The organism is Mesorhizobium sp. BR1-1-13, from assembly GCF_020165515.1.
Classification (GTDB): domain Bacteria; phylum Pseudomonadota; class Alphaproteobacteria; order Rhizobiales; family Rhizobiaceae; genus Mesorhizobium.
The window spans coordinates 19,061-36,898 of sequence record NZ_JAIUIH010000006.1 but is presented as its reverse complement, the minus strand read 5'-3'; the positions used below and the strand labels follow the sequence as shown (position 1 = coordinate 36,898).

At 63.2% G+C, this 17,838-nt stretch carries 19 protein-coding genes; 9 read left to right on the top strand and 10 right to left on the bottom strand.

Going from position 1 to position 17,838, the window contains the following annotated elements:
* The first annotated feature begins 1 nt into the window (after nucleotide 1).
* Nucleotides 2–391: a hypothetical protein gene (locus tag LB533_RS15595; RefSeq protein WP_224677683.1), complete on the top strand. Its 390-nt coding sequence runs from the start codon at nucleotides 2–4 to the stop codon at nucleotides 389–391.
* An 18-nt stretch (nucleotides 392–409) separates the two neighbouring features.
* On the opposite strand, the gene LB533_RS15590 is transcribed toward LB533_RS15595, so the two are convergent.
* On the bottom strand, nucleotides 410–1,705 hold the full coding sequence (locus LB533_RS15590) for an amidase (protein ID WP_224677682.1): 1,296 nt from the start codon (nucleotides 1,703–1,705) through the stop codon (nucleotides 410–412).
* A 120-nt stretch (nucleotides 1,706–1,825) separates the two neighbouring features.
* On the opposite strand from LB533_RS15590, the gene LB533_RS15585 reads away from it, so the two are divergent.
* Nucleotides 1,826–2,173: a GFA family protein gene (locus LB533_RS15585; protein WP_224677681.1), complete on the top strand. Its 348-nt coding sequence runs from the start codon at nucleotides 1,826–1,828 to the stop codon at nucleotides 2,171–2,173.
* Between the two features lie 119 nt (nucleotides 2,174–2,292).
* Here LB533_RS15585 and LB533_RS15580 read toward each other — a convergent pair whose 3' ends face one another.
* On the bottom strand, nucleotides 2,293–3,507 hold the full coding sequence (locus tag LB533_RS15580) for an MFS transporter (RefSeq protein WP_140640421.1): 1,215 nt from the start codon (nucleotides 3,505–3,507) through the stop codon (nucleotides 2,293–2,295).
* Nucleotides 3,508–3,598: 91 nt separating this feature from the next.
* Here LB533_RS15580 and LB533_RS15575 point away from each other — a divergent pair, with 91 nt between their 5' ends.
* From LB533_RS15575 to LB533_RS15565, 3 genes are all read left to right on the top strand, one after another.
* Nucleotides 3,599–4,585 carry an AraC family transcriptional regulator gene (locus LB533_RS15575; protein WP_140640419.1) on the top strand — a complete coding sequence of 329 codons (987 nt, stop codon included), beginning with the start codon at nucleotides 3,599–3,601 and terminating at the stop codon, nucleotides 4,583–4,585.
* Between the two features lie 114 nt (nucleotides 4,586–4,699).
* Nucleotides 4,700–5,671, top strand: coding sequence for an AraC family transcriptional regulator (locus LB533_RS15570; protein WP_224677680.1), 972 nt, complete (start codon nucleotides 4,700–4,702; stop codon nucleotides 5,669–5,671).
* Nucleotides 5,672–5,817: 146 nt separating this feature from the next.
* Nucleotides 5,818–6,249 (top strand): DUF4437 domain-containing protein, encoded by a 432-nt coding sequence (locus tag LB533_RS15565; protein ID WP_224677679.1) that lies wholly within the window; start codon nucleotides 5,818–5,820, stop codon nucleotides 6,247–6,249.
* A 322-nt stretch (nucleotides 6,250–6,571) separates the two neighbouring features.
* On the opposite strand, the gene LB533_RS15560 is transcribed toward LB533_RS15565, so the two are convergent.
* The 7 genes from LB533_RS15560 to LB533_RS15530 form a co-directional block, all read right to left on the bottom strand.
* Complete coding sequence (locus tag LB533_RS15560) at nucleotides 6,572–7,657, bottom strand: ABC transporter ATP-binding protein (protein WP_140549435.1); 1,086 nt, start codon at nucleotides 7,655–7,657, stop codon at nucleotides 6,572–6,574.
* Nucleotides 7,657–8,760, bottom strand: coding sequence for an ABC transporter ATP-binding protein (locus LB533_RS15555; RefSeq protein WP_224677678.1), 1,104 nt, complete (start codon nucleotides 8,758–8,760; stop codon nucleotides 7,657–7,659). The genes LB533_RS15560 and LB533_RS15555 overlap by 1 nt, the downstream gene beginning before the upstream one ends.
* Nucleotides 8,757–8,990 (bottom strand): hypothetical protein, encoded by a 234-nt coding sequence (locus LB533_RS15550; RefSeq protein ID WP_224677677.1) that lies wholly within the window; start codon nucleotides 8,988–8,990, stop codon nucleotides 8,757–8,759. The genes LB533_RS15555 and LB533_RS15550 overlap by 4 nt, the downstream gene beginning before the upstream one ends.
* Complete coding sequence (locus LB533_RS15545; protein ID WP_140500406.1) at nucleotides 8,987–9,946, bottom strand: carbohydrate ABC transporter permease; 960 nt, start codon at nucleotides 9,944–9,946, stop codon at nucleotides 8,987–8,989. The genes LB533_RS15550 and LB533_RS15545 overlap by 4 nt, the downstream gene beginning before the upstream one ends.
* A gap of 1 nt (nucleotide 9,947) precedes the next feature.
* On the bottom strand, nucleotides 9,948–10,853 hold the full coding sequence (locus LB533_RS15540) for a carbohydrate ABC transporter permease (RefSeq protein ID WP_140500408.1): 906 nt from the start codon (nucleotides 10,851–10,853) through the stop codon (nucleotides 9,948–9,950).
* A gap of 69 nt (nucleotides 10,854–10,922) precedes the next feature.
* Nucleotides 10,923–12,239, bottom strand: a complete 1,317-nt coding sequence (locus LB533_RS15535; RefSeq protein ID WP_224677676.1) for an ABC transporter substrate-binding protein — start codon at nucleotides 12,237–12,239, stop codon at nucleotides 10,923–10,925.
* Between the two features lie 357 nt (nucleotides 12,240–12,596).
* Entirely contained in the window at nucleotides 12,597–13,280 is a 684-nt protein-coding gene (locus LB533_RS15530) for a TetR/AcrR family transcriptional regulator (RefSeq protein WP_224677675.1), read from the bottom strand.
* A 121-nt stretch (nucleotides 13,281–13,401) separates the two neighbouring features.
* On the opposite strand from LB533_RS15530, the gene LB533_RS15525 reads away from it, so the two are divergent.
* Genes LB533_RS15525 through LB533_RS15510 form a run of 4 tightly spaced genes read left to right on the top strand, consistent with a single transcriptional unit; the run spans nucleotide 13,402 to nucleotide 16,447 of the window.
* A complete protein-coding gene (locus LB533_RS15525) occupies nucleotides 13,402–14,598 on the top strand; it encodes a Tm-1-like ATP-binding domain-containing protein (RefSeq protein WP_224677674.1) in 1,197 nt (398 codons plus the stop codon).
* A 10-nt stretch (nucleotides 14,599–14,608) separates the two neighbouring features.
* The gene (locus tag LB533_RS15520) at nucleotides 14,609–15,478 is read left to right on the top strand and encodes a phosphoenolpyruvate hydrolase family protein (RefSeq protein ID WP_224677673.1); all 870 of its coding nucleotides are present in this window, start codon (nucleotides 14,609–14,611) and stop codon (nucleotides 15,476–15,478) included.
* A gap of 2 nt (nucleotides 15,479–15,480) precedes the next feature.
* The gene (locus tag LB533_RS15515; protein WP_224677672.1) at nucleotides 15,481–15,915 is read left to right on the top strand and encodes a cupin domain-containing protein; all 435 of its coding nucleotides are present in this window, start codon (nucleotides 15,481–15,483) and stop codon (nucleotides 15,913–15,915) included.
* A gap of 19 nt (nucleotides 15,916–15,934) precedes the next feature.
* The gene (locus tag LB533_RS15510; RefSeq protein WP_224677671.1) at nucleotides 15,935–16,447 is read left to right on the top strand and encodes a hypothetical protein; all 513 of its coding nucleotides are present in this window, start codon (nucleotides 15,935–15,937) and stop codon (nucleotides 16,445–16,447) included.
* 123 nt (nucleotides 16,448–16,570) lie between these two features.
* Here the strand turns inward: LB533_RS15510 and LB533_RS15505 are convergent, their stop codons facing one another.
* Nucleotides 16,571–17,758, bottom strand: coding sequence for a M24 family metallopeptidase (locus tag LB533_RS15505; RefSeq protein WP_224677670.1), 1,188 nt, complete (start codon nucleotides 17,756–17,758; stop codon nucleotides 16,571–16,573).
* Nucleotides 17,759–17,838: the final 80 nt, after the last annotated feature.

The window sequence follows — 17,838 nt, the reverse complement described above, 5'->3', positions numbered from 1 at the left end:
CATGTCCGTTCTCCGCCTCGCATTCCTTTGCCTTGCCACCACTTCAGCGGGCCTGCTGCCCTCGCTCGCCGCGGCCGAAAGCAGCTATGTCTATTGCGACAACGGGCTGCGCTGCTTCAAGGCTCCCTGCCCATCGAACAGCGCGCTCGATCTCGCCACCGGCAAGATCATCAAGGGCGTGTCGATCGACACCGGCGGAGTGCCGACGAAGGACAAGGCGATGATCGAGGCGTCGGATGCGCTCTCTGCCGGCAGGATTGTCGTCAGGGGATCGATCGAGCGACGCACCCAGACCATCACGGGCAAGCAGTACAGCCTGCCGTGGCTGGTCGCGACGGCCGTCGAGCGCGCCGCCAAGGACAGCGAACGCAAGCACTGCTCAGCACACTGACATTCGGTTCAGTCCCGATCAGCCGCCCAGCAGCCTCTCCACTTCGGCGGCGATGCTCAACAGACGGTGGTCATGGCCGTGGCGCGCCACCAGCATCAAGCCGGCCGGCAGCGCCATGCCTGGCATCGGCAGCGAGATCGCGCAGAGATCGAACTGGTTGGCTACCTGCGTGTTGCGCAGCAGCAGACCCTCCGTGCGATCGCGCAACTCGGCATCTTGCGCCAGGGACACGATGGTCGGCGCCGTCACCGGCGTGGTTGGCAGAGCCAGCACATCGACCGATGCCAGGCGCTCATCCATGGCGGCGGCCAACGCGGCACGGCGACGCAGCGCCCTGATATAGACCGGGGTCGGCAGCATTGCCGCCCGCGACAGGGGTCCGCTCACATGCTGGTCAACCGGCACCGGAGCGCCTGCCGCCAGCCAGTCTGCATGCACTTCGGCCCCTTCCATCGCGGCGATCGAACCGCGTTTTGTGACGGCGCGAAGGTCCGCGATCATATCGTCGATCGAAAGGTCCGCGATCCGTGCGCCGGCCTGCTCGATCTTGCCGAGGCAGCGCTCGAACGCTGCCGCCACCGCATCTTCAGTCTCTCCGAAAAGCACGCCGCACGGGAGACCGATGCGCAGCCCCGCAAGGGCGAGTGGCGCCGGCACCGCGAGTTCCTCGCCCGCCATCACCGCATCGGCCGCGGCACATTGCGCCACGGTGCGCGCGAGCGGGCCGACCGAGTCCAGCGTGGCCGACAGCGGAAAGGCGCCGGTGAGCGGCACCCGCCGCGCCGTCGGCTTGAAGCCGACCACGCCGTTGAGTGCCGCCGGAATACGGATCGATCCGCCGGTATCGGAACCGATGGAGATTTCGCTCGTCCCCTCGCCGACGGAAACGCCGGCGCCGGAGGAAGAGCCGCCGGGAATACGGTCGGCATCGGCCGCGTTGCCGGGCGTGCCGTAGTGCTGGTTGTCGCCGATGGCGGTAAAGGCGAACTCGGTCATGTTGGTCTTGCCGATGATCACCGCGCCGGCTTGCCGCAGCCGGCGCACAATCATGGCGTCGCCAATTGCGGGCGCAGCATCCTTGAGCAGCAGCGATCCGGCCGTGGTCGCCTCGCCGCAGACATCGAACAGGTCCTTGATCGAAACGATCGTTCCGTCGAGCGGTCCGAGCCTCACGCCGGCCCTTCGCCGCGCGTCGGCGGCATCGGCTGCGGCTCGCGCGGCTTCGGCATAGAGTTTCGTGAACACACGTTCTTCACCGGCACGGGCGGCCAGGCGCGCAAGGATAGTTTCCAGGTGATCGCGGACGGATTGCATCTTCGGTGTCGGACTCCGGACCTCTGGGACGTCTTAAGCTTAGCAGCCGGCGCGTGGCGTACCGAGACTTAACCCGGTGCGGGCGGTTTTGCACCCCTGGCGGACGCAAGGAAGAAAACGATGCTCTACAAAGGCAGCTGTCATTGCGGCAAGGTCGCCTTCGAGTTCGAGGCGGAACTGACCGGAGCCGTGCGGTGCAATTGCTCGATCTGCGCGCGCAAAGGGGCCTTGCTGTGCGCCGTTCCGCATCGGGCGCTGCGGGTACTGGCCTGGGGCGACGAGATCGGCACCTACACATTCGGCAACCACGCCATCGCGCACCGCTTCTGTCGCACCTGCGGCATCCATCCTTTCGCCGAGGATGTGCGCGAGGGGAGTGAACGCAGCGCCTATATCAACATCAACTGTGTCACCGATGTCGATCCTTCCGCCTTGTCGATCTTCGACTTCGATGGGCGTTCGGCCTGAATTTCGCCAGCAGCCTGCCGCGTCTGCCTGTCTGGGACGCCGCCATCGCAACGGCAACGGCCCGAGAACCTTAATGATTCTCGGGCGTTGCCCAGGTCAGGGATGATTGTCGGGAGAGCCTACCCGGCGCGTTTTGGGCCGAGCAGGAACACCACGACGGCGGCCAGCAAAGTCGCCGCGCCGCAATAGGCGAAGGCACTGGCGACGCCGGCATGGTCGACCAGCAGGCCGCCGAAGACGGCGCCGAGCGCAATCGCCACCTGGAAGGTCGCGACCATCAGGCCGCCGGCGCTCTCGGCCTGATCGGGCGCGGCCCGCACCAGCCAAGTCTGCAACCCGACCGGCACCGCGCCGAAGGCAAAGCCCCAGGCCGCGACGGCGGCGGCGGCGACCGCCGGCGAAGCGCCGAAGACCAGCATCGAAGCGGCGGCCGCTGCGATCAGCAGGGGCGCCAGCGCGACGGCGGCCTTGAGATTGCGTTCGGCCAGGATGCCGCCGGCGATATTGCCGAAGAAGCCGCCTATGCCGTAGGCCAGGAGCACCAGCGAGATTGTCTCGATGCCGAGCATCGGGATCTTCTCGAGGAAGGGGCGCACATAGGTGAAGCCGGCAAAGTGCCCCGAAGCGACCAGCAGCACGACCAGCAGCGCCACCCTGATCGACGGGCGCTCCAGCACCTCGAGCAAAGTGCGGAAACTTGCCACGCCCATCGGCGGCAGCTTCGGAATGGTGGCCACCTGCACCAGCAACGCCAGCGCGGCGACGACCGTGGCGATCATGAAAGCCGTGCGCCAGCCCCAGATATCGCCGACATAGGCGCCGACAGGGGCGGCGGTGACGGTGGCCAACGAAACGCCGGTCAGGATGATCGACATGGCGCGTGGCATCAGCCGCATCGGCACCAGCCGCAAAGCCATGGCCGCCGACATCGCCCAGAAGCCGCCCAGCGCAACGCCGAGCACGACGCGGGCAAGCAGAAGCATGGACAGCGACGAGGCAAAGGCAGCCAAAAGGTTCGAGGCGATGAGGAATGCCGTCAGCATCCACATCACCAGCCTGCGGTCCATGCGCCGTGTTATGATCGCCATTGTCGGAGCGGCAATGGCGCCGACGATCGCGGTCGCGGTGACCGCCTGTCCCGCAACGCCTTCGCTGACGCCGAGATCGCTCGCCATCGGCGTCAACAGGCTGGCGGGCAGGAATTCCGCAGTGACGAGACCGAAAACACCAAGCGCCAGCGAAACAACGGCGCCCCATGCCGGCTCCGTTCGTTCCTCCTGATCGACAGTGTTCAATAGGGCGGCGTCGACGACGCCTGTCGCGGGTTCGGCCATGGTCAGTCTCCGATGAAGTTGCAGTGCAACATTTGGCTGCACTGCAACATAGGGAGTGACGGCCTGGAGTTTCCATGCTAGAAACACCATTATGTTTGACCGTTCGTCCAAAACTTCGACCACTGGCGATCCGCTGACCGACATATTGCGCGGGCTGCGTCTCGACGGCGTCGACTACGCCCGTTGCGAAATGCGGGAGCCTTGGGGCATCCAGTTTCCGGCCCAGGCAGCGGCGCGATTCCACTTCATCGGCCGCAAGGGCTGCTGGCTGATGCAGCCCTCGGGCGAGTGGGTAGAGCTCAAGGTGGGCGACGCGGCACTGCTGCCGCGTGGCGCAGCGCATGTGCTGGCAAGCGAACCGGGCACCAAGGCTTGGCCGATCCAGGGCTACGCTGCCGAAGAAGTCTGCAAGGACGTCTATTGCATGTCCAACGAGGCCATGTGCCCCGATGGTCGCTGTCCGGGCACGCTGCTTTTTTTCGGCAGCATGTACTTCAACATCGATGGCCTGCATCCCCTGCTCGGCATGATGCCTGACGTCATGCGCGCGCATGAACTCGAAGCTTATGAGCCGGGTATTCCGCATCTCCTGGACTCGATGGCGCGTGAAGTGACGATGGAGCGCGTCGGCTCCGGCGGCATTCTGGCGCGGCTCGCCGACGTCCTTGCCGCCACCGTGATCCGCTCATGGGTCGAGCGCGGCTGCGGCGATTCAAGCGGTTGGATCGCGGCGGTCAGGGACCCGGACATCGGGCGCGTTCTGGCCGCCATCCATCTCGAACCGGACCGCGACTGGACCGTCGAGGCGCTTGCCAGGATGATGGGCGCCTCGCGATCGGGCTTTGCCGAGCGTTTTGCCACCATTGTCGGCGAGACGCCAGCCAGGTACGTCACCCAGGTGCGCATGCACCAGGCCCGGCAATGGCTGGTGCGCGATCGCCAGAAGATTTCCGTCGTCGCCACACGCCTGGGCTATGAGTCGGACGCCGCCTTCAGCCGGGCCTTCAAGCGCGTCATCGGCTCGGCTCCCAGCCACCTGCGTGCCGAGGAACATGCAGAGATCCGCCAGGCCGGCTGAAGCGCAAGACCGTGACTTCAGGCTGTAGCAATTCCGTCCCGAATTGCGCGAAGGCAAAAAAGAGATAAAGCAGTTCAGCGTTCCGTGGGACGCTGAACTGCTGTAGGAATTGGCATGGAGTTGACCTCGCCCAACGACACTGTGCCGGGCCCGGGGGATGCGTTGACCGAGATGTTGCGCGCGCTGCGGCTCGAGGGCGTCGACTATGGCCGCTGCGAACTGGGCGCGCCGTGGGCCGTGCTCTTTCCGGTGCAGAAGGCGGCGCGGTTTCATTTCATCGGCCGTGCCGGATGCTGGCTGCTTTCGCCAGTAGGCGAATGGATGGAACTGAAAGCCGGCGATGCATTGCTGTTGCCGCAGGGCGCCGAGCATATCCTCGCCAGCGCACCCGGCGTGCAAGCCGAACCGCTCGAAAGCTACAGCGTCGAGCCCCTGCAGGACAATGTCTACGCCGTCTCGAACGGCGGCCATGGTGCAAAAACCCTGCTGTTCTGCGGCAGCATGCACTTCAACCACGATGGCTCGCATCCACTGCTGTCCATGATGCCGGAGATGCTGCGCGCGAAGGAACTGATGGCCGGCGAGCCAGGCATCCCGCATTTGCTGGAAGCCATGGCCGACGAGGCGACGAGGAACCGGGCCGGCTCCGGCATCATGCTGGCGCGGCTGGCCGATGTATTGGCCGCAGCCATCATCCGCTCGTGGGTGGAGAACAGCGCCGGTGATATCACGGGTTGGATGGCGGCGATCAAGGATCGAGACATCGGCCGCGTGCTGGTCGCCATTCATCGGCAGCCTGACAGGAACTGGACCGTCGAAGCGCTGGCCCGCGAGATGGGCGCCTCACGGTCGGCTTTTGCCGAACGTTTCACGGCCGTCGTCGGAGAGACGCCGGCAAAATATGTCGCCGGCGTGCGCATGCATCAGGCTAGGCGGTGGCTCCTGGAAGATGGGATGCGGGTTTCGGTGATCGCCGCCAGATTGGGCTATGATTCGGAAGCGTCGTTCAGCCGGGCCTTCAAGCGCATCGTCGGCAGCCCGCCCAGCCATTTGCGCGCCGCGGGCGGCGACTCGGGAAAAGGCTAAATCAACGCTGTTTGCAGTGGCGCTTTCCGGCCTGGATGAATTGCCAAGTGTTCCGGACAGAATGTCATTCCCGGTCTGGCCATTTGCAATAGCTTGTCATCCAACAGACGAGCGCCGGCGGCAAGTCGGCCCGAAGAGGAGAAGCGATGCCAAACCACCTGAAAATCCTGACGCTGGCCGCAATGCTCATTATCCCCGGCCGTGCCTTCGCCCTTGAGGACAGCTATCTGCCGGCCAACAAGATTCCCTATGTTTCTGAGGCGCCGGACCAACCGCAGCGTCTCGGACCGCTATGGGGAGAAAGGGCCAAGGGCCCCGCGGGTACCTTGCTGAAAGTCCCGGGCAACTGGCGCGCTCCTGTTCACGCGCACACCGCCGATTATCGCGCCGTGGTGATCCAGGGCCTATGGGCGCACTGGCAGATGGAAGGCGGCGAGGCGAGCAAGGTCGAGTTGCCTCCCGGATCCTACTGGACCCAGAAGGCCAATGAGATGCATGACGACGCCTGCCTCTCGGACACGGAGTGCGTGATCCTGCTGATCAACACCGAGCCCTATGAGACCTACCTGCCGAAGTAGAGGGACGGCTGTCCAACCGGCTTTGCCGCGGGGCTCCGAACTCGGGCAACAAAGACCTGACGACAGCCAGTCCCGCTGTGGCAGTTTCCCATGATAGGAATTTTTTCTTGACTGGGTGAAGGCAACTATGGTAGATATTTGGTTATGGTGCTGAGTTGCGCCAGGGACCCGCCGCTCAGGCGGGTTTTCCGTTCAAGGCTTCATCAACAGCGCACCCGACGAAGGCTCCGGAGAGACCCGTTAACCCGGATTGCTTGCCCTGCCGCAAGGCGGTTTTTTGTTTAGGGCGCTGTCCGGAACATCGCATTCGCGATAATTCGCCTCATCCGGCGTGACGCAAACTCACGCCGCTGCCCTTGTCGAACAGCACCACCTTGTCCGGATTCCAGGCAAAGCGCACCGGCTGCTCGATCGCGACATCGGTCCTCGCCGGCACCGTGGCGCGCAGCGTGGTCTCGCCCACGCGCAGCGTCAGGATCTTTTCCACGCCATGGTTTTCGACGTCGTGGACGCGCGCCTCGACCGGCGCACCGCTCTCGAGATAGACATCCTCGGGGCGGATGCCGAAGACGAGCGGGCGACCGTCGGTCGCCGCACTCGCCCTCGCTCCCCCCGAAAGCGGCAATTCGAAATTCAGCGGCGCCATCACCGCACGATCGTTGACCAGCCTGCCGTCGATGAGGTTCATCGGCGGCGAGCCCACGAAGCTCGCCACATAGGTGTCGCGCGGATTGTTGTAGATCTCGTGCGGCGTGCCGGTCTGGACGATGCGGCCATGGTTGAGCACGCCCACCTTGTCGCCCATAGACATCGCCTCGATCTGGTCGTGGGTGACGAACAGGAAGGTGGCGCCGAGCTGCATCTGCAGGTTCTTCAGTTCCGTGCGCAGCGCCTCGCGCAGTTTGGCGTCGAGCGCCGACAGCGGCTCGTCCATCAGGAACACGCGCGGCTTGCGCACGATGGCCCGGCCGATCGAGACGCGCTGCATCTCGCCGCCCGAAAGCCGGTCGGTCTTGCGGTCGAGCAGATGCTCGATCCTGAGCGTCCGCGCCGCGCGGTCGACGCGGTCCTTGATCTCGGCGTCGGGCAGCCGCCGGATCTTCGGCTTCAGCGGGAATTCGAGGTTTTCGCGCACCGTATAGCGCGGGTAGAGTGAATATTGCTGTAGCACCAGCGCCACGTCGCGCTCGGCGGCGCCCCAGTCGGCAACATCGATGCCGTCGATGAAGACCTGGCCCTCGCTCGGCTTTTCCAGTCCGGCGATCAGCCGCAGCGTCGTTGTCTTGCCCGCGCCCGTCTCGCCGAGCAGGACGAAGAACTCGCCATCGGCGATGTCGAGGTCGAGTCCGGTCAGCGCGGTGTGATTGCCGAACGTCTTGGAGATATTCTTGAGCTGGATATGGGCCATCAGAGTCTCACTCCGAGCGACTTGCCGCTCGCCGCGTCGAAGAAATGCGCCTGTGTCGGATCGATCCTGGCGAATACCCTCTCGCCGGGACCTGAAATGAAGCCGCTCTTGGTGCGGGCGCGCAGCATCTTGGAGCCGACTTTCAGGTCGACGATGTCGAACGAGCCGAGCGGCTCGACGATCTGCGTCTCGACCGGCATGAAACCCTCCGCCGCCTCGCGGCGGATGAGGACGCCTTCCGGCCTGATGCCGAGTGCCAGCCGGCCGCCCGCATGGCCGTTGAGCTTCGAGAGGAGCGCGCGCGGGAACTCGAAGCCGGTTGGCGCATCGCCCACCGTCACCGAGGCCGACGAGGCTTTTTCGGCCACCGCCGCGTCGGCCACGTTCATCACCGGACTGCCGACGAATTGTGCCACGAACAGGTTGGCCGGGTGCGAATAGACCTCGTCGGGCGAGCCGACCTGCTGCAGCACCCCCTCATGCATGATGACGATGCGGTCGGCGAGGCTCATCGCCTCGATCTGGTCATGGGTGACATAGATGGTGGTCGAGCCCTGCTTGATGTGCAGCCGCTTGATCTCGGCCCGCATCTCCTCGCGCAGCTTGGCGTCGAGCGCGCCGATCGGCTCGTCCATCAGCATCGCCTTCGGCCGCCGCACCAGCGCCCGGCCGATCGCCACGCGCTGCATGTCGCCGCCCGACAGCGCCGACGGTTTCTTGCCGAGCAGGTCCGTGATTTGCAGCGTCTTGGCGACCGAGCGAACTTCCTGGTCGATTTCGCTCTTGCTCTTTCGCGTGGCGCGCAGGGGAAAGGCGATGTTCTCGTAGACGCTCATATGCGGGTACAGCGAGAACGACTGGAAGACCATGGCGATGTCGCGGTCGGCGGCCTTCAGATGCTGGATGGGCTTGCCATCGATGAGGATGTCGCCTTCGTCGATCGTCTCCAGCCCGGCAATGGCGCGCAGCGTCGTCGTCTTGCCGCAGCCCGACTGGCCGAGCAGCACGATGAACTCGTTGTCTTCGATCTTGAGGTTGAGGTCCTTGATGACCTGGACGGCGCCGAAGAACTTCTGGACGCCGCGAAGCTCGATCTGGGTCAATGCTGCGCTCCCGGATTTCGCTGCGGATCGCCTGACTGGCCGGTCCCGGCTTCCTCTTGCGGTGCGATCTTGGAGGTGATGTTGAAGCCGATCAGGCCGATCAGGATGATGGTCAGCCCGTAGCTGTGCAGCAGCATGTTCCAGGGCTGGCATAGCGCAACGATGCCGAGCACCATCAGCACCTGGCTGCCCGGCTCCAGATATTTCTGGTTGATGGCGCGAAAGCTCATTTGCGGATCGCTCCGAAGGACATGCCGCGCAACAGGTGATTACGAAGCAGGAAGGTGAAGATGGCGACGGGAAGCAGGAACAGGAACGTGCCGGCGGCGATCACCGTCCAGTCCGGCAGGCCGGAGCCGACCTGGCTCGGGATGAAGGGAGGCGCGGTCTGGGCGCGGCGGTTGGTCATGATCAGCGCGAAGGCATATTCGTTCCACGCGGTGATGAAGCAGAACACGGCCGTGGCGGCGATGCCGGTTGCGGCCTCGGGCAGCACGATCTTGAAGAAGGCTTCCATGCGCGTATAGCCGTCGACGAGCGCCGCTTCCTCGTACTCCTTCGGGATCTCGTCCATGAAACCCTTCATCAGCCAAACCGAGAAGGACAGGTTGAAGGCGGTGTAGAGGATGATCAGCCCGATATGGGAATCATTGAGGCCGACCGCCCGGTACATCAGGAACATCGGGATCGCCACCACCACGGGCGGCAGCATGCGGGTCGACAGGATGAAGAACAAAAGGTCCGCCTCGCCCTTGACCCTGAAGCGCGAGAAGCCATAGGCGGTGAACGTGCCCATGCCGACCGCCAGCACCGTCGAGGTGATCGCGACGATCAGCGAGTTCATGAAGCGGTTCGGATAGCCCGACCATTGCACCTGGCCCTTGCCGTCGCGCACGATCTTTTCGCCGCCGTCGAAGACGACGCGTTCCCACCAGGGCGCCGCCGCATACTCTTCCGGCGAAGGCGGGCTGCGCAATTGCGAGCGCTTGGTGAACAGCTTCACGAAGGGCGATATCTCCGGCTGGAACACGACCGTCGGCGGGATGGTGGTGGCAAGGTTGCGCGGCTTGAACGCCGTCGAGGCGATCCAGTAGATCGGCGCCAGGAAGATCACTGTCGCCACCAGCACGGCGACGATTGCGACGCGGTTGAGGGCGATCTCGGAAGAAGTGCGGACGGCGGCCATCTCAGCGCTCCTTCACTTTGTTGAGATATTTGACGTAGATGTTGGTGATGGCCAGCACCATGATCAGCACGATGTAGGCGAGCGCGCAGGAGCGCCCGGTCTGCCATTCCTGGAACGCCATCTTGTAGAGCCGGATCGAGATCAGTTCAGCCGTCGGCTGGGTGGTCAGGATATAGGCCAGATCGAAGGTCTTGAACGCTTCCATGGTGCGGAAGATGACGGCGATCATCAGGATCGGCGCAACCAGCGGCAAGGTGATGCGGAAGAAGGTGTAGAACGGACCGGCGCGATCGATCGCGGCGGCTTCGTAGAGGTGCTTCGGCACCGCCGAGAGGCCGGCCAGCGACAGCAGCATGACGAAGGGCGACCACATCCAGATGTCGGTCAGCGCCACCGCGTAGAGTGCCATCTTGGGGTCGGCCAGCCACTCGAAATTGCCAAGCCCAAGCGCATAGTTGATGACGCCCCATGACGGGTCGTAGAGCAGTTTCCAGAACAGGCCAACGACGGCCATCGATAGCATCATGGGCAGCAGCAGCAGCGTCGTCAGCAGGCCCTTCAGCGGGATATCGCGGTTGAGCAGCATCGCCACGCCGAAGCCGACCAGCAACTGTCCGGCGACCGAGATGATCACGTATTTGGCGGTGATGGCGAAGTTGGACCAGACATAGGGGTCGCTGAGCAGGTCGCGGTAGTTCTGCAACCCGACGAAATTCGCCGGCGCGTTGGTCGAGGCGCGGAAATCGGTGAAGGAATAGCCGAGCGAGTAGATCAGCGGAAAGATGTTGAAGACGATCAGGAACAGGATCGTCGGGATGATGAAAAGGTTACGGATCGAAATATCGCTAAGGCCACGCGCGGCCGCGCGTGAAGATCTGTCCAGCGTGGTGATCATCGTGGTCGCCAAGACCCTGCTCCCGCTTGAAGAAAAAGAAACGGAGGAGGCATGAGCGCCCCCTCCGTGGGACATGAACGATTATTGGCCGCGGCCGTATTTCTTGAAGGTCGCGTTCCAGTCGGCGGCCAGTGCGTCGAGCGTTTCCTTGGCGGTGCCTTCGCCGCCGATCATGTAGGGATAGACGCGCTGGTTGAGCTGCTGGAGCAGTTCGGCATATTCCGGCACCGCCCAGAAATCCTTCACCTTGAACATGGTCTCGTAGAAGGCCTTGTTGTAGGGCGTCGCATTCTGGAACTCTTCCGACTTGAGCACGGCCGCGCTGCAGGTGTAGCCGCCGAGTGCCGCCCACTTCTTCTGGGTCTCGTCCTTGATGAACCATTCGAGGAACTTCATCGCCTCGTCCTGCTTCTGCGAGTAGGAGACGACGGAGATGCCCTGGCCGCCGAGTGCGGCGAACTGGTCGCCGTTCGGCCCGGGAGGATTAGCGAAGAAGCCGGTGTTCTTGGCGTTCGGGTTTGACGCCTCGTTGATCAGCGAGGGGAAGAACGCGAAGTAGTTCATGCTCATCGCGGCCAGGTTTTCGGTGATCGCCTGGTTGTCCTCGACGAAGAACGACTTGGCCCAGCCCGGAGGCGTGAACTTGTAGAGTTCCTTATAGGCGTCGAGCGCCGCGACGGCCTTGTCGGAGTTGATGAAACCATCGACCTTGTAGGTCGAATAATCACCCAGTTCGCCGCCATAGGAGAACAGCACGTTCTCGAAGCCCATCGCCATCGCGTCATAGGAATTGTCGGTGTAGATGGCGACGCCGTATCTCTTCTGGTCCGGCCGATGGAAGAATTCGGCGATGTCGCGCAGCGCCTTGAAATCCTTCGGCACGTCGAGGTCGTAGCCGTATTTGGCCTTGAAGGCTTCCTTCTCCTTGGGATCCTCGAACCAGTCCTTGCGATAGGACCAGCCGACGGCGTCGCCTTCGAGCGGAATGGCCCAGTACTTGCCGCTATTCCCGGGATATTCGGCGTAGTACTTCACCGTCGCCGGCGCCATCACCTCGCCGAGCTTGTGCTTGTTGAAGAAGTCCGTGAGGTCGACATAGTGGCCACCGGTCGAGCCGGCGCCCAGCCACTGCGAGTCGCCGACGACCAGGTCGTAGGCGTCGCCATGGGCGTTGAATTCGGTGAAGGCCTTGGTCTGGAAGTCGGCCCAGGGCGTGGTTTCCACCGTGATCTTGACGCCGGTTTCCTTCTCGTACTCGTTGCCGAGTTCCTGGAGGTAGTTGGCCGGATCCCATTCTGCCCAGAAGATGGTGAGCGATTTGTCCTGGGCGTAGACGGATGTTCCGCAGGCGAGTGTCAAGCCGATACCAGCAAGCAAGCTGGTCACTATCTTGCGCATGATGTTTCCTCCCTTGTGCGCATTCTACCGTATCAAGCGAGCCGGCAAACGGGGCCGGCCCTGGTAGTTCCTCCCTTGGTCGCGCCTTCCGGTTTGGAGCCTCCTCGCCCGTCCGGAAATGGATCGCAGCCCTCACTTTCGATCCGCTTTTCTCCTTTGATCTGGTATTACCAATTTTGAAGCTCCGTCAAGCCCTTTCTTGAGCAATGGTGACAGCTCGAAGTCTCGAATTCCAGTCTTATCTGCCTGTTTTTCCTAAATTTTCCTACTCATTGATAGACATCTGCCTTGTTCATGCTTCAGCATTCCGGTTAATATCGGCAGCCGGCATGCAAATCTGGTAGAACCAGATACCTGCTATTTCGTGACCCTCGTTGGTTCGATCGCTTGTGCTTCGGACACTGATTCTGCGATCGCCGCGCGCACCAGGGCGACCGCCGCCCACTGGGCGACGGACATCGTCCGGCGACCGTCCAGTCCCCAGATGTCCTTCAGCACGATAAGCACCTCGACGCCGAAGATCAGCGACAGCGCCTGCGCCAGCCGCTTGAGGTCGCGCGGCGGCAGCCGGCCCTTGAGCGGAGCGAGCGCGTCCTGAAGCAATTCGACGCGGTGGCCGCGCTTGAAGGCGGGTTCGCCGCCCAAAGTACCGGCCTGGCGCCGCGCCCACTGATCGAGCGACAGTTTCAATGCCGCCTTGAATGTCGCCTCGAAAGCCTCGATGCGCGGCATGGCCGTGTCGAAGAGCTCGGCAACGCGGCGCTCGGCATCGGCAGAAGTGGATTTCCAGGTGAGGATCGGCCCGAGCCCCTCGTCGACCACTGCCTGCACCAGTGCCGCCTGGCTCGGAAAATACCGATAGGCGGTGGCGCGGGACACCTGCGCCGCCTCGGCAACCTCGCTGACCGAAGGTGTTGCGCCTGCCTGCATCAGCCTCGTCGCCGTCTCCAGCATCAGCCGTTTCGTGCGCGCGCGTGGTCCACGTTCGGGTCCCCCGGCGGTGTCGTCGCTTGTTGCGGCGTGTTGACGTGAGACATCCATGTCAATATGATACGCGCGTCTCAAAAAATTGCAATGACCTCCTCGTTTTTGGAATGGCTAGGTTGACGCTCTGTAGAGCACTGAGCCTTTGGGTGACTTGGACCGGCAGAGGGAGGCATCGATGAAACGCATTTATGTGGTGGGCACCGCGGACACCAAGGGTGAGGAACTCGCCTTCCTGGCCGACGCGATCGCCGCCACGGGTGCCGCTGTCTGCCGGGTCGACGTCGGAACGCGCGGCGCGAGCGTGCCGGTCGACATTGCCGCTGAGGATGTGGCAGGCCACCATCCCGGCGGGCGAGACGCGGTGCTCGCCGGCAATGACCGCGGCGCGGCGGTCGCCGCCATGGGCATCGCCTTCGCTCGCTTTGCCCAATCGCGAAACGACGTTGCTGCCATGATCGGCATCGGCGGCGGCGGCGGCACGTCGATCATCAGCGCAGGCATGCGCACGCTGCCGCTCGGCCTGCCCAAGATCATGGTTTCGACGCTCGCTTCCGGCGACACCGCGCCCTATGTCGACATCTCGGACATCATCATGATGCCATCGGTGACCGACATGGCCGGGCTAAACCAGCTCTCGCGTGTCGTTCTGCACAATGCGGCCCAGGCGATATCGGGCATGGCCGCCGGACCGCCGCCGCCGCCCGAGGGCAAGCCGTCGATCGGCCTCACCATGTTCGGGGTCACCACGCCGTGCGTGACGGCAATCGCCGATCAGCTCCGTTCGACCTATGACTGTATGGTGTTTCACGCCACCGGTACCGGCGGCCGCAGCATGGAGAAACTGGCCGACAGCGGCTTGCTATCCGGCCTCATCGACATCACCACCACGGAGGTCTGCGATCTCCTGTTCGGCGGCGTGCTGCCGGCGACGGAGGATCGTTTCGGTGCCGTTGCCCGCACCGGCCTGCCTTATGTCGGCTCGGTCGGCGCGCTCGACATGGTCAATTTCTGGGCGCCTTCGACCATTCCGGACCATTGTCGCGGGCGGCTGTTCTACGAGCACAACCCGAACGTCACGCTGATGCGCACGACGGCGCAGGAATGCCGCAAGATCGGCGAGTGGATCGGCACAAGGCTCGCCCGCTGCGAGGGGCCCGTGCATTTCCTTATCCCGGAGAAAGGCGTCTCCGCGCTCGACATCGAAGGCGGCGCCTTCTTCGACCCCCAAGCCGATGCCGCCCTGTTCGAAGCCATCGAGCGCACGATCAAGCCGAACGCGACGCGCCGGCTGACGCGCCTGCCGCTGCACATCAATGATCCCCGATTCGCCAAGGCCGCGGTCGCGGCTTTCCTCGAAATCGCCAGACAGTGAGATCCAAGACATGCCGGCAATACCGCGCAAGGACATACTGAAGAAATTCAGGGGAATGATCGACAAGGGCGTGCCGATCGTCGGCGGCGGCGCCGGCACCGGCCTCTCGGCCAAGGCCGAAGAGGCCGGCGGCATCGACCTCATCATCATCTATAATTCCGGCCGCTACCGCATGGCCGGTCGCGGTTCGGCCGCGGGCCTGCTCGCCTATGGCAATGCCAATGAGATCGTCAAGGAGATGGCCTACGAGGTGCTGCCGGTGGTCAGGAAAACGCCGGTGCTGGCCGGCGTCAACGGCACCGATCCGTTCGTCATCATGCCGCTGCTGCTCTCCGAACTGAAGACGATGGGTTTTTCCGGGGTGCAGAATTTCCCCACCATCGGCCTGTTCGACGGCAGCATGCGACAGAGCTTCGAGGAGACCGGCATGGGTTTTGGGCTCGAGGTCGACATGATCGCCGAAGCCCGCAAGCTCGATCTTCTCACCACGCCCTATGTCTTCAACCCGGACGAGGCGCGCGCCATGACCAGGGCCGGCGCCGATATCGTCGTGGCTCATATGGGGGTAACGACAGGGGGCTCGATCGGCGCCACCTCTGCGAAGTCGCTCGACGATTGCGTGGTCGCCATCGACGCGATCGCCGAAGCGGCCCGTTCGGTGCGCAAGGATGTCATCCTGCTTTGCCATGGTGGGCCGATCTCGATGCCGGACGACGCGCGCTACATCCTCGAACGCTGCAAGGGGCTGCACGGCTTCTATGGCGCGAGCTCGATGGAGCGATTGCCGGCGGAAGCGGCGATCGCCCGGCAGACCGCCGATTTCAAGGCCGTCACGCTTGGCGGCCTGAAGACGACCACGAGGAAAAAGAAGGGATCATGAGAATGACCGACAAGAGCAAGATGTTCGTGTATCCGAAGGATGTCAGCGCTTTCGGGTTCGACTGGGGAAAATTGTCGCTGACCGTCGCTCCGGAAGTGAACGGCGCGACCCGTTTTTCCGGCGGCGTCGTCGACCTGCCCTCCGGCAAGGGCCATACCCGTCATAACCATCCGGGCGCGGAGGAAATCATCTTCGTCATCTCCGGTCATGGCGAGCAGATGGTCGAGGACGAGCAAGGCAATCCGGTGGTCGAGAAGGTGGGCCCCGGCTGCACCATCTACGTGCCCGAGAGCCGCTTCCACTCGACGCTCAACACCGGCGACGGGCCGATGCAGCTGTTCGTCGTCTATTCACCGGCAGGGCCGGAATTGGGATTGCGCGAACTGCCGGATTTCAGGTTGCTGCCGGCCGGGAATTCCCCTCGCTCGCGACTTTGAGGCGCCCTTCCGATATGCTATGTTCCAGCATGCCTCCTTGAGAGAGAATGATCGTGCGATGACGCGTTTCAGTCCCCAGGAATTCGTGGAAAAGCTCGCAACGGGCAGCCTGCCGGACGGCAACCCGGCCATGACGGTCGGCGGTATTGTCAAGGCCAACGACGCCGATCCGTCAACGCTTCTCTTTTCGACCGATTTGTCCTGCGAATCCTGGATAGCCGTGCCGCTGAGCTTGATCCAGACGGTCGAGCAGGTACGGACGGTCACCTGCAAAGACCACAAGCATCCGCTGGTCAAGATCGCTTTTACACCGCCCTCGCCGGATCAACGTGACATCAATGCCCTGCTTATGATCATGGCCGGGCTTCAGAGCCAACTTTCCTGGTTCCATCGCAACGCCAAGTCCGGCAGTCCGTGGGCGTCAACGTTTACATCCGATTGCGCCGTCGTCTCCGCATCCGAGGGGCTTACCATATGCTGCACCCAGACGATCGACGGAAGGTTGGAAGTCGTCTGCACAGGAATGGTTTGATGCATGTCGCGCAAAAGTGATTTCTGTTTAGCGGCAACGACAAAGCACCGCGCATGAATTCGTTTCGACGCGACGCGCTTTAGAGACAATCGAGACCGGCACGCTCATTTGCAACGTGGCAGGTTACATGCCACCTCGGTTCCATCCCCGACCCCGATCCCCGAACATCACATAGCCGGTATCGGTAACCGCCACCGTATCCTCCAGCTTGATGAAGCCGCGCGTCGGGTGAAGCATGGTCGTCTCTACCGACAGCACCATGTTCCTCTCCAGCGGCTTGGCCGCGTAGGTGCCTTCATAGGTCACCGGATGGTTGGTCATCAGGAACGGCGCCTCATGCGTGATCAGGCCCATGCCGTGAGCGAAGAAATCCGTGTAGGGCGCTACCTTGGATTTTTTCAGCACGCCTTCGGCATGGGAAATCATGTCGCCGCCCAGCGTACCCGCCTTCACCTTCGAGAACGCCGCCTGCTGCACCGCCTCGACCTCGGCTAGGAGATCTACCAGCTCGGCATCCGGTTCGCCCAGAATGCCCATCCGGCAGAGGTCGCCGATATAGCCATGATAATTGCCGCCGGAATCGATCGACAGCACTTCGCCCTTCTTCCACGCCTGCGACGAGGCGGCGCGGTTGTGGCTGGAGCCCAGCGTCAGCAGGCAATATTCGAAATGCGCGCCGCGATTGGTTTCCTCGCGCCGAAGCTGTTCGATCATCTCGCTCTTGGTCGTGCCTTCGCGCGCCCATTGGATGGTGGCCAGCATGGAATCGGTGATCAGCTCGGAAGCGATACGCAGTTTCTCCAGTTCGGCCTCGGTCTTGATGGCGCGCATGCGCTCCAGCATGTCGGTGGCATCGATCAGCTTGGCGTCGGGGAGCGCTTTGCGGATCAGGGCATAGGCGTCCGACGGCAGGAAACCCGGCTCGATGCCGATGCGAGCGTCGCCCTTGCCGATCTTGCGCACATGCTCGACGGCGAGATTGGCGGCATCGAGCGTGCCCCAGCAGGCGGCATGCAGCGTCGGCGTCCAGAACGGGTGGTTCTGGTGTTCGCCCCCCTCCATGCGGTTGCCGATATAGGCGGCGTGCTCCGGGCCGCCTTTTTCGTAGATCACGATAGGCAAATAGCGGCTGTGGCCGATCGCATCCATGGCGGCGAAGAAGATGAACTTGTAGCCGCCGAGCAGATATTGGGTGTTGTGCTTGGATGTCGCGAGCAGGACGTCGATATCAGCCTCTTCCATCAGGCTATCGACCCTGGCGTGGTCGAATGGGATGTCGCCGACGGCGTTCTTGCCCGGAGCTATGTTCATTGTCTCTCTCCCTGAATTCAGGCGCCGGTCGGCTGGACTGCCGGCTGCCTGATCCCGATCTCCCGGCTTCGGGGCCAAAT

Excerpts from the sequence above, each read along its gene's own strand:
- LB533_RS15595 (WP_224677683.1), top strand. The coding sequence starts at position 2 with ATGTCCGTTCTCCGCCTCGCATTCCTTTGCCTTGCCACCACTTCAGCG.
- LB533_RS15570 (WP_224677680.1), top strand. The coding sequence starts at position 4,700 with ATGGAGTTGACCTCGCCCAACGACACTGTGCCGGGCCCGGGGGATGCG.
- LB533_RS15560 (WP_140549435.1), bottom strand. The coding sequence starts at position 7,657 with ATGGCCCATATCCAGCTCAAGAATATCTCCAAGACGTTCGGCAATCAC.
- LB533_RS15510 (WP_224677671.1), top strand. The coding sequence starts at position 15,935 with ATGTTCCAGCATGCCTCCTTGAGAGAGAATGATCGTGCGATGACGCGT.
- LB533_RS15580 (WP_140640421.1), bottom strand. The coding sequence starts at position 3,507 with ATGGCCGAACCCGCGACAGGCGTCGTCGACGCCGCCCTATTGAACACT.
- LB533_RS15515 (WP_224677672.1), top strand. The coding sequence starts at position 15,481 with ATGACCGACAAGAGCAAGATGTTCGTGTATCCGAAGGATGTCAGCGCT.
- LB533_RS15550 (WP_224677677.1), bottom strand. The coding sequence starts at position 8,990 with ATGAGCTTTCGCGCCATCAACCAGAAATATCTGGAGCCGGGCAGCCAG.
- LB533_RS15545 (WP_140500406.1), bottom strand. The coding sequence starts at position 9,946 with ATGGCCGCCGTCCGCACTTCTTCCGAGATCGCCCTCAACCGCGTCGCA.
- LB533_RS15535 (WP_224677676.1), bottom strand. The coding sequence starts at position 12,239 with ATGCGCAAGATAGTGACCAGCTTGCTTGCTGGTATCGGCTTGACACTC.
- LB533_RS15565 (WP_224677679.1), top strand. The coding sequence starts at position 5,818 with ATGCCAAACCACCTGAAAATCCTGACGCTGGCCGCAATGCTCATTATC.
- LB533_RS15575 (WP_140640419.1), top strand. The coding sequence starts at position 3,599 with ATGTTTGACCGTTCGTCCAAAACTTCGACCACTGGCGATCCGCTGACC.
- LB533_RS15520 (WP_224677673.1), top strand. The coding sequence starts at position 14,609 with ATGCCGGCAATACCGCGCAAGGACATACTGAAGAAATTCAGGGGAATG.
- LB533_RS15530 (WP_224677675.1), bottom strand. The coding sequence starts at position 13,280 with ATGGATGTCTCACGTCAACACGCCGCAACAAGCGACGACACCGCCGGG.
- LB533_RS15590 (WP_224677682.1), bottom strand. The coding sequence starts at position 1,705 with ATGCAATCCGTCCGCGATCACCTGGAAACTATCCTTGCGCGCCTGGCC.
- LB533_RS15505 (WP_224677670.1), bottom strand. The coding sequence starts at position 17,758 with ATGAACATAGCTCCGGGCAAGAACGCCGTCGGCGACATCCCATTCGAC.
- LB533_RS15525 (WP_224677674.1), top strand. The coding sequence starts at position 13,402 with ATGAAACGCATTTATGTGGTGGGCACCGCGGACACCAAGGGTGAGGAA.
- LB533_RS15585 (WP_224677681.1), top strand. The coding sequence starts at position 1,826 with ATGCTCTACAAAGGCAGCTGTCATTGCGGCAAGGTCGCCTTCGAGTTC.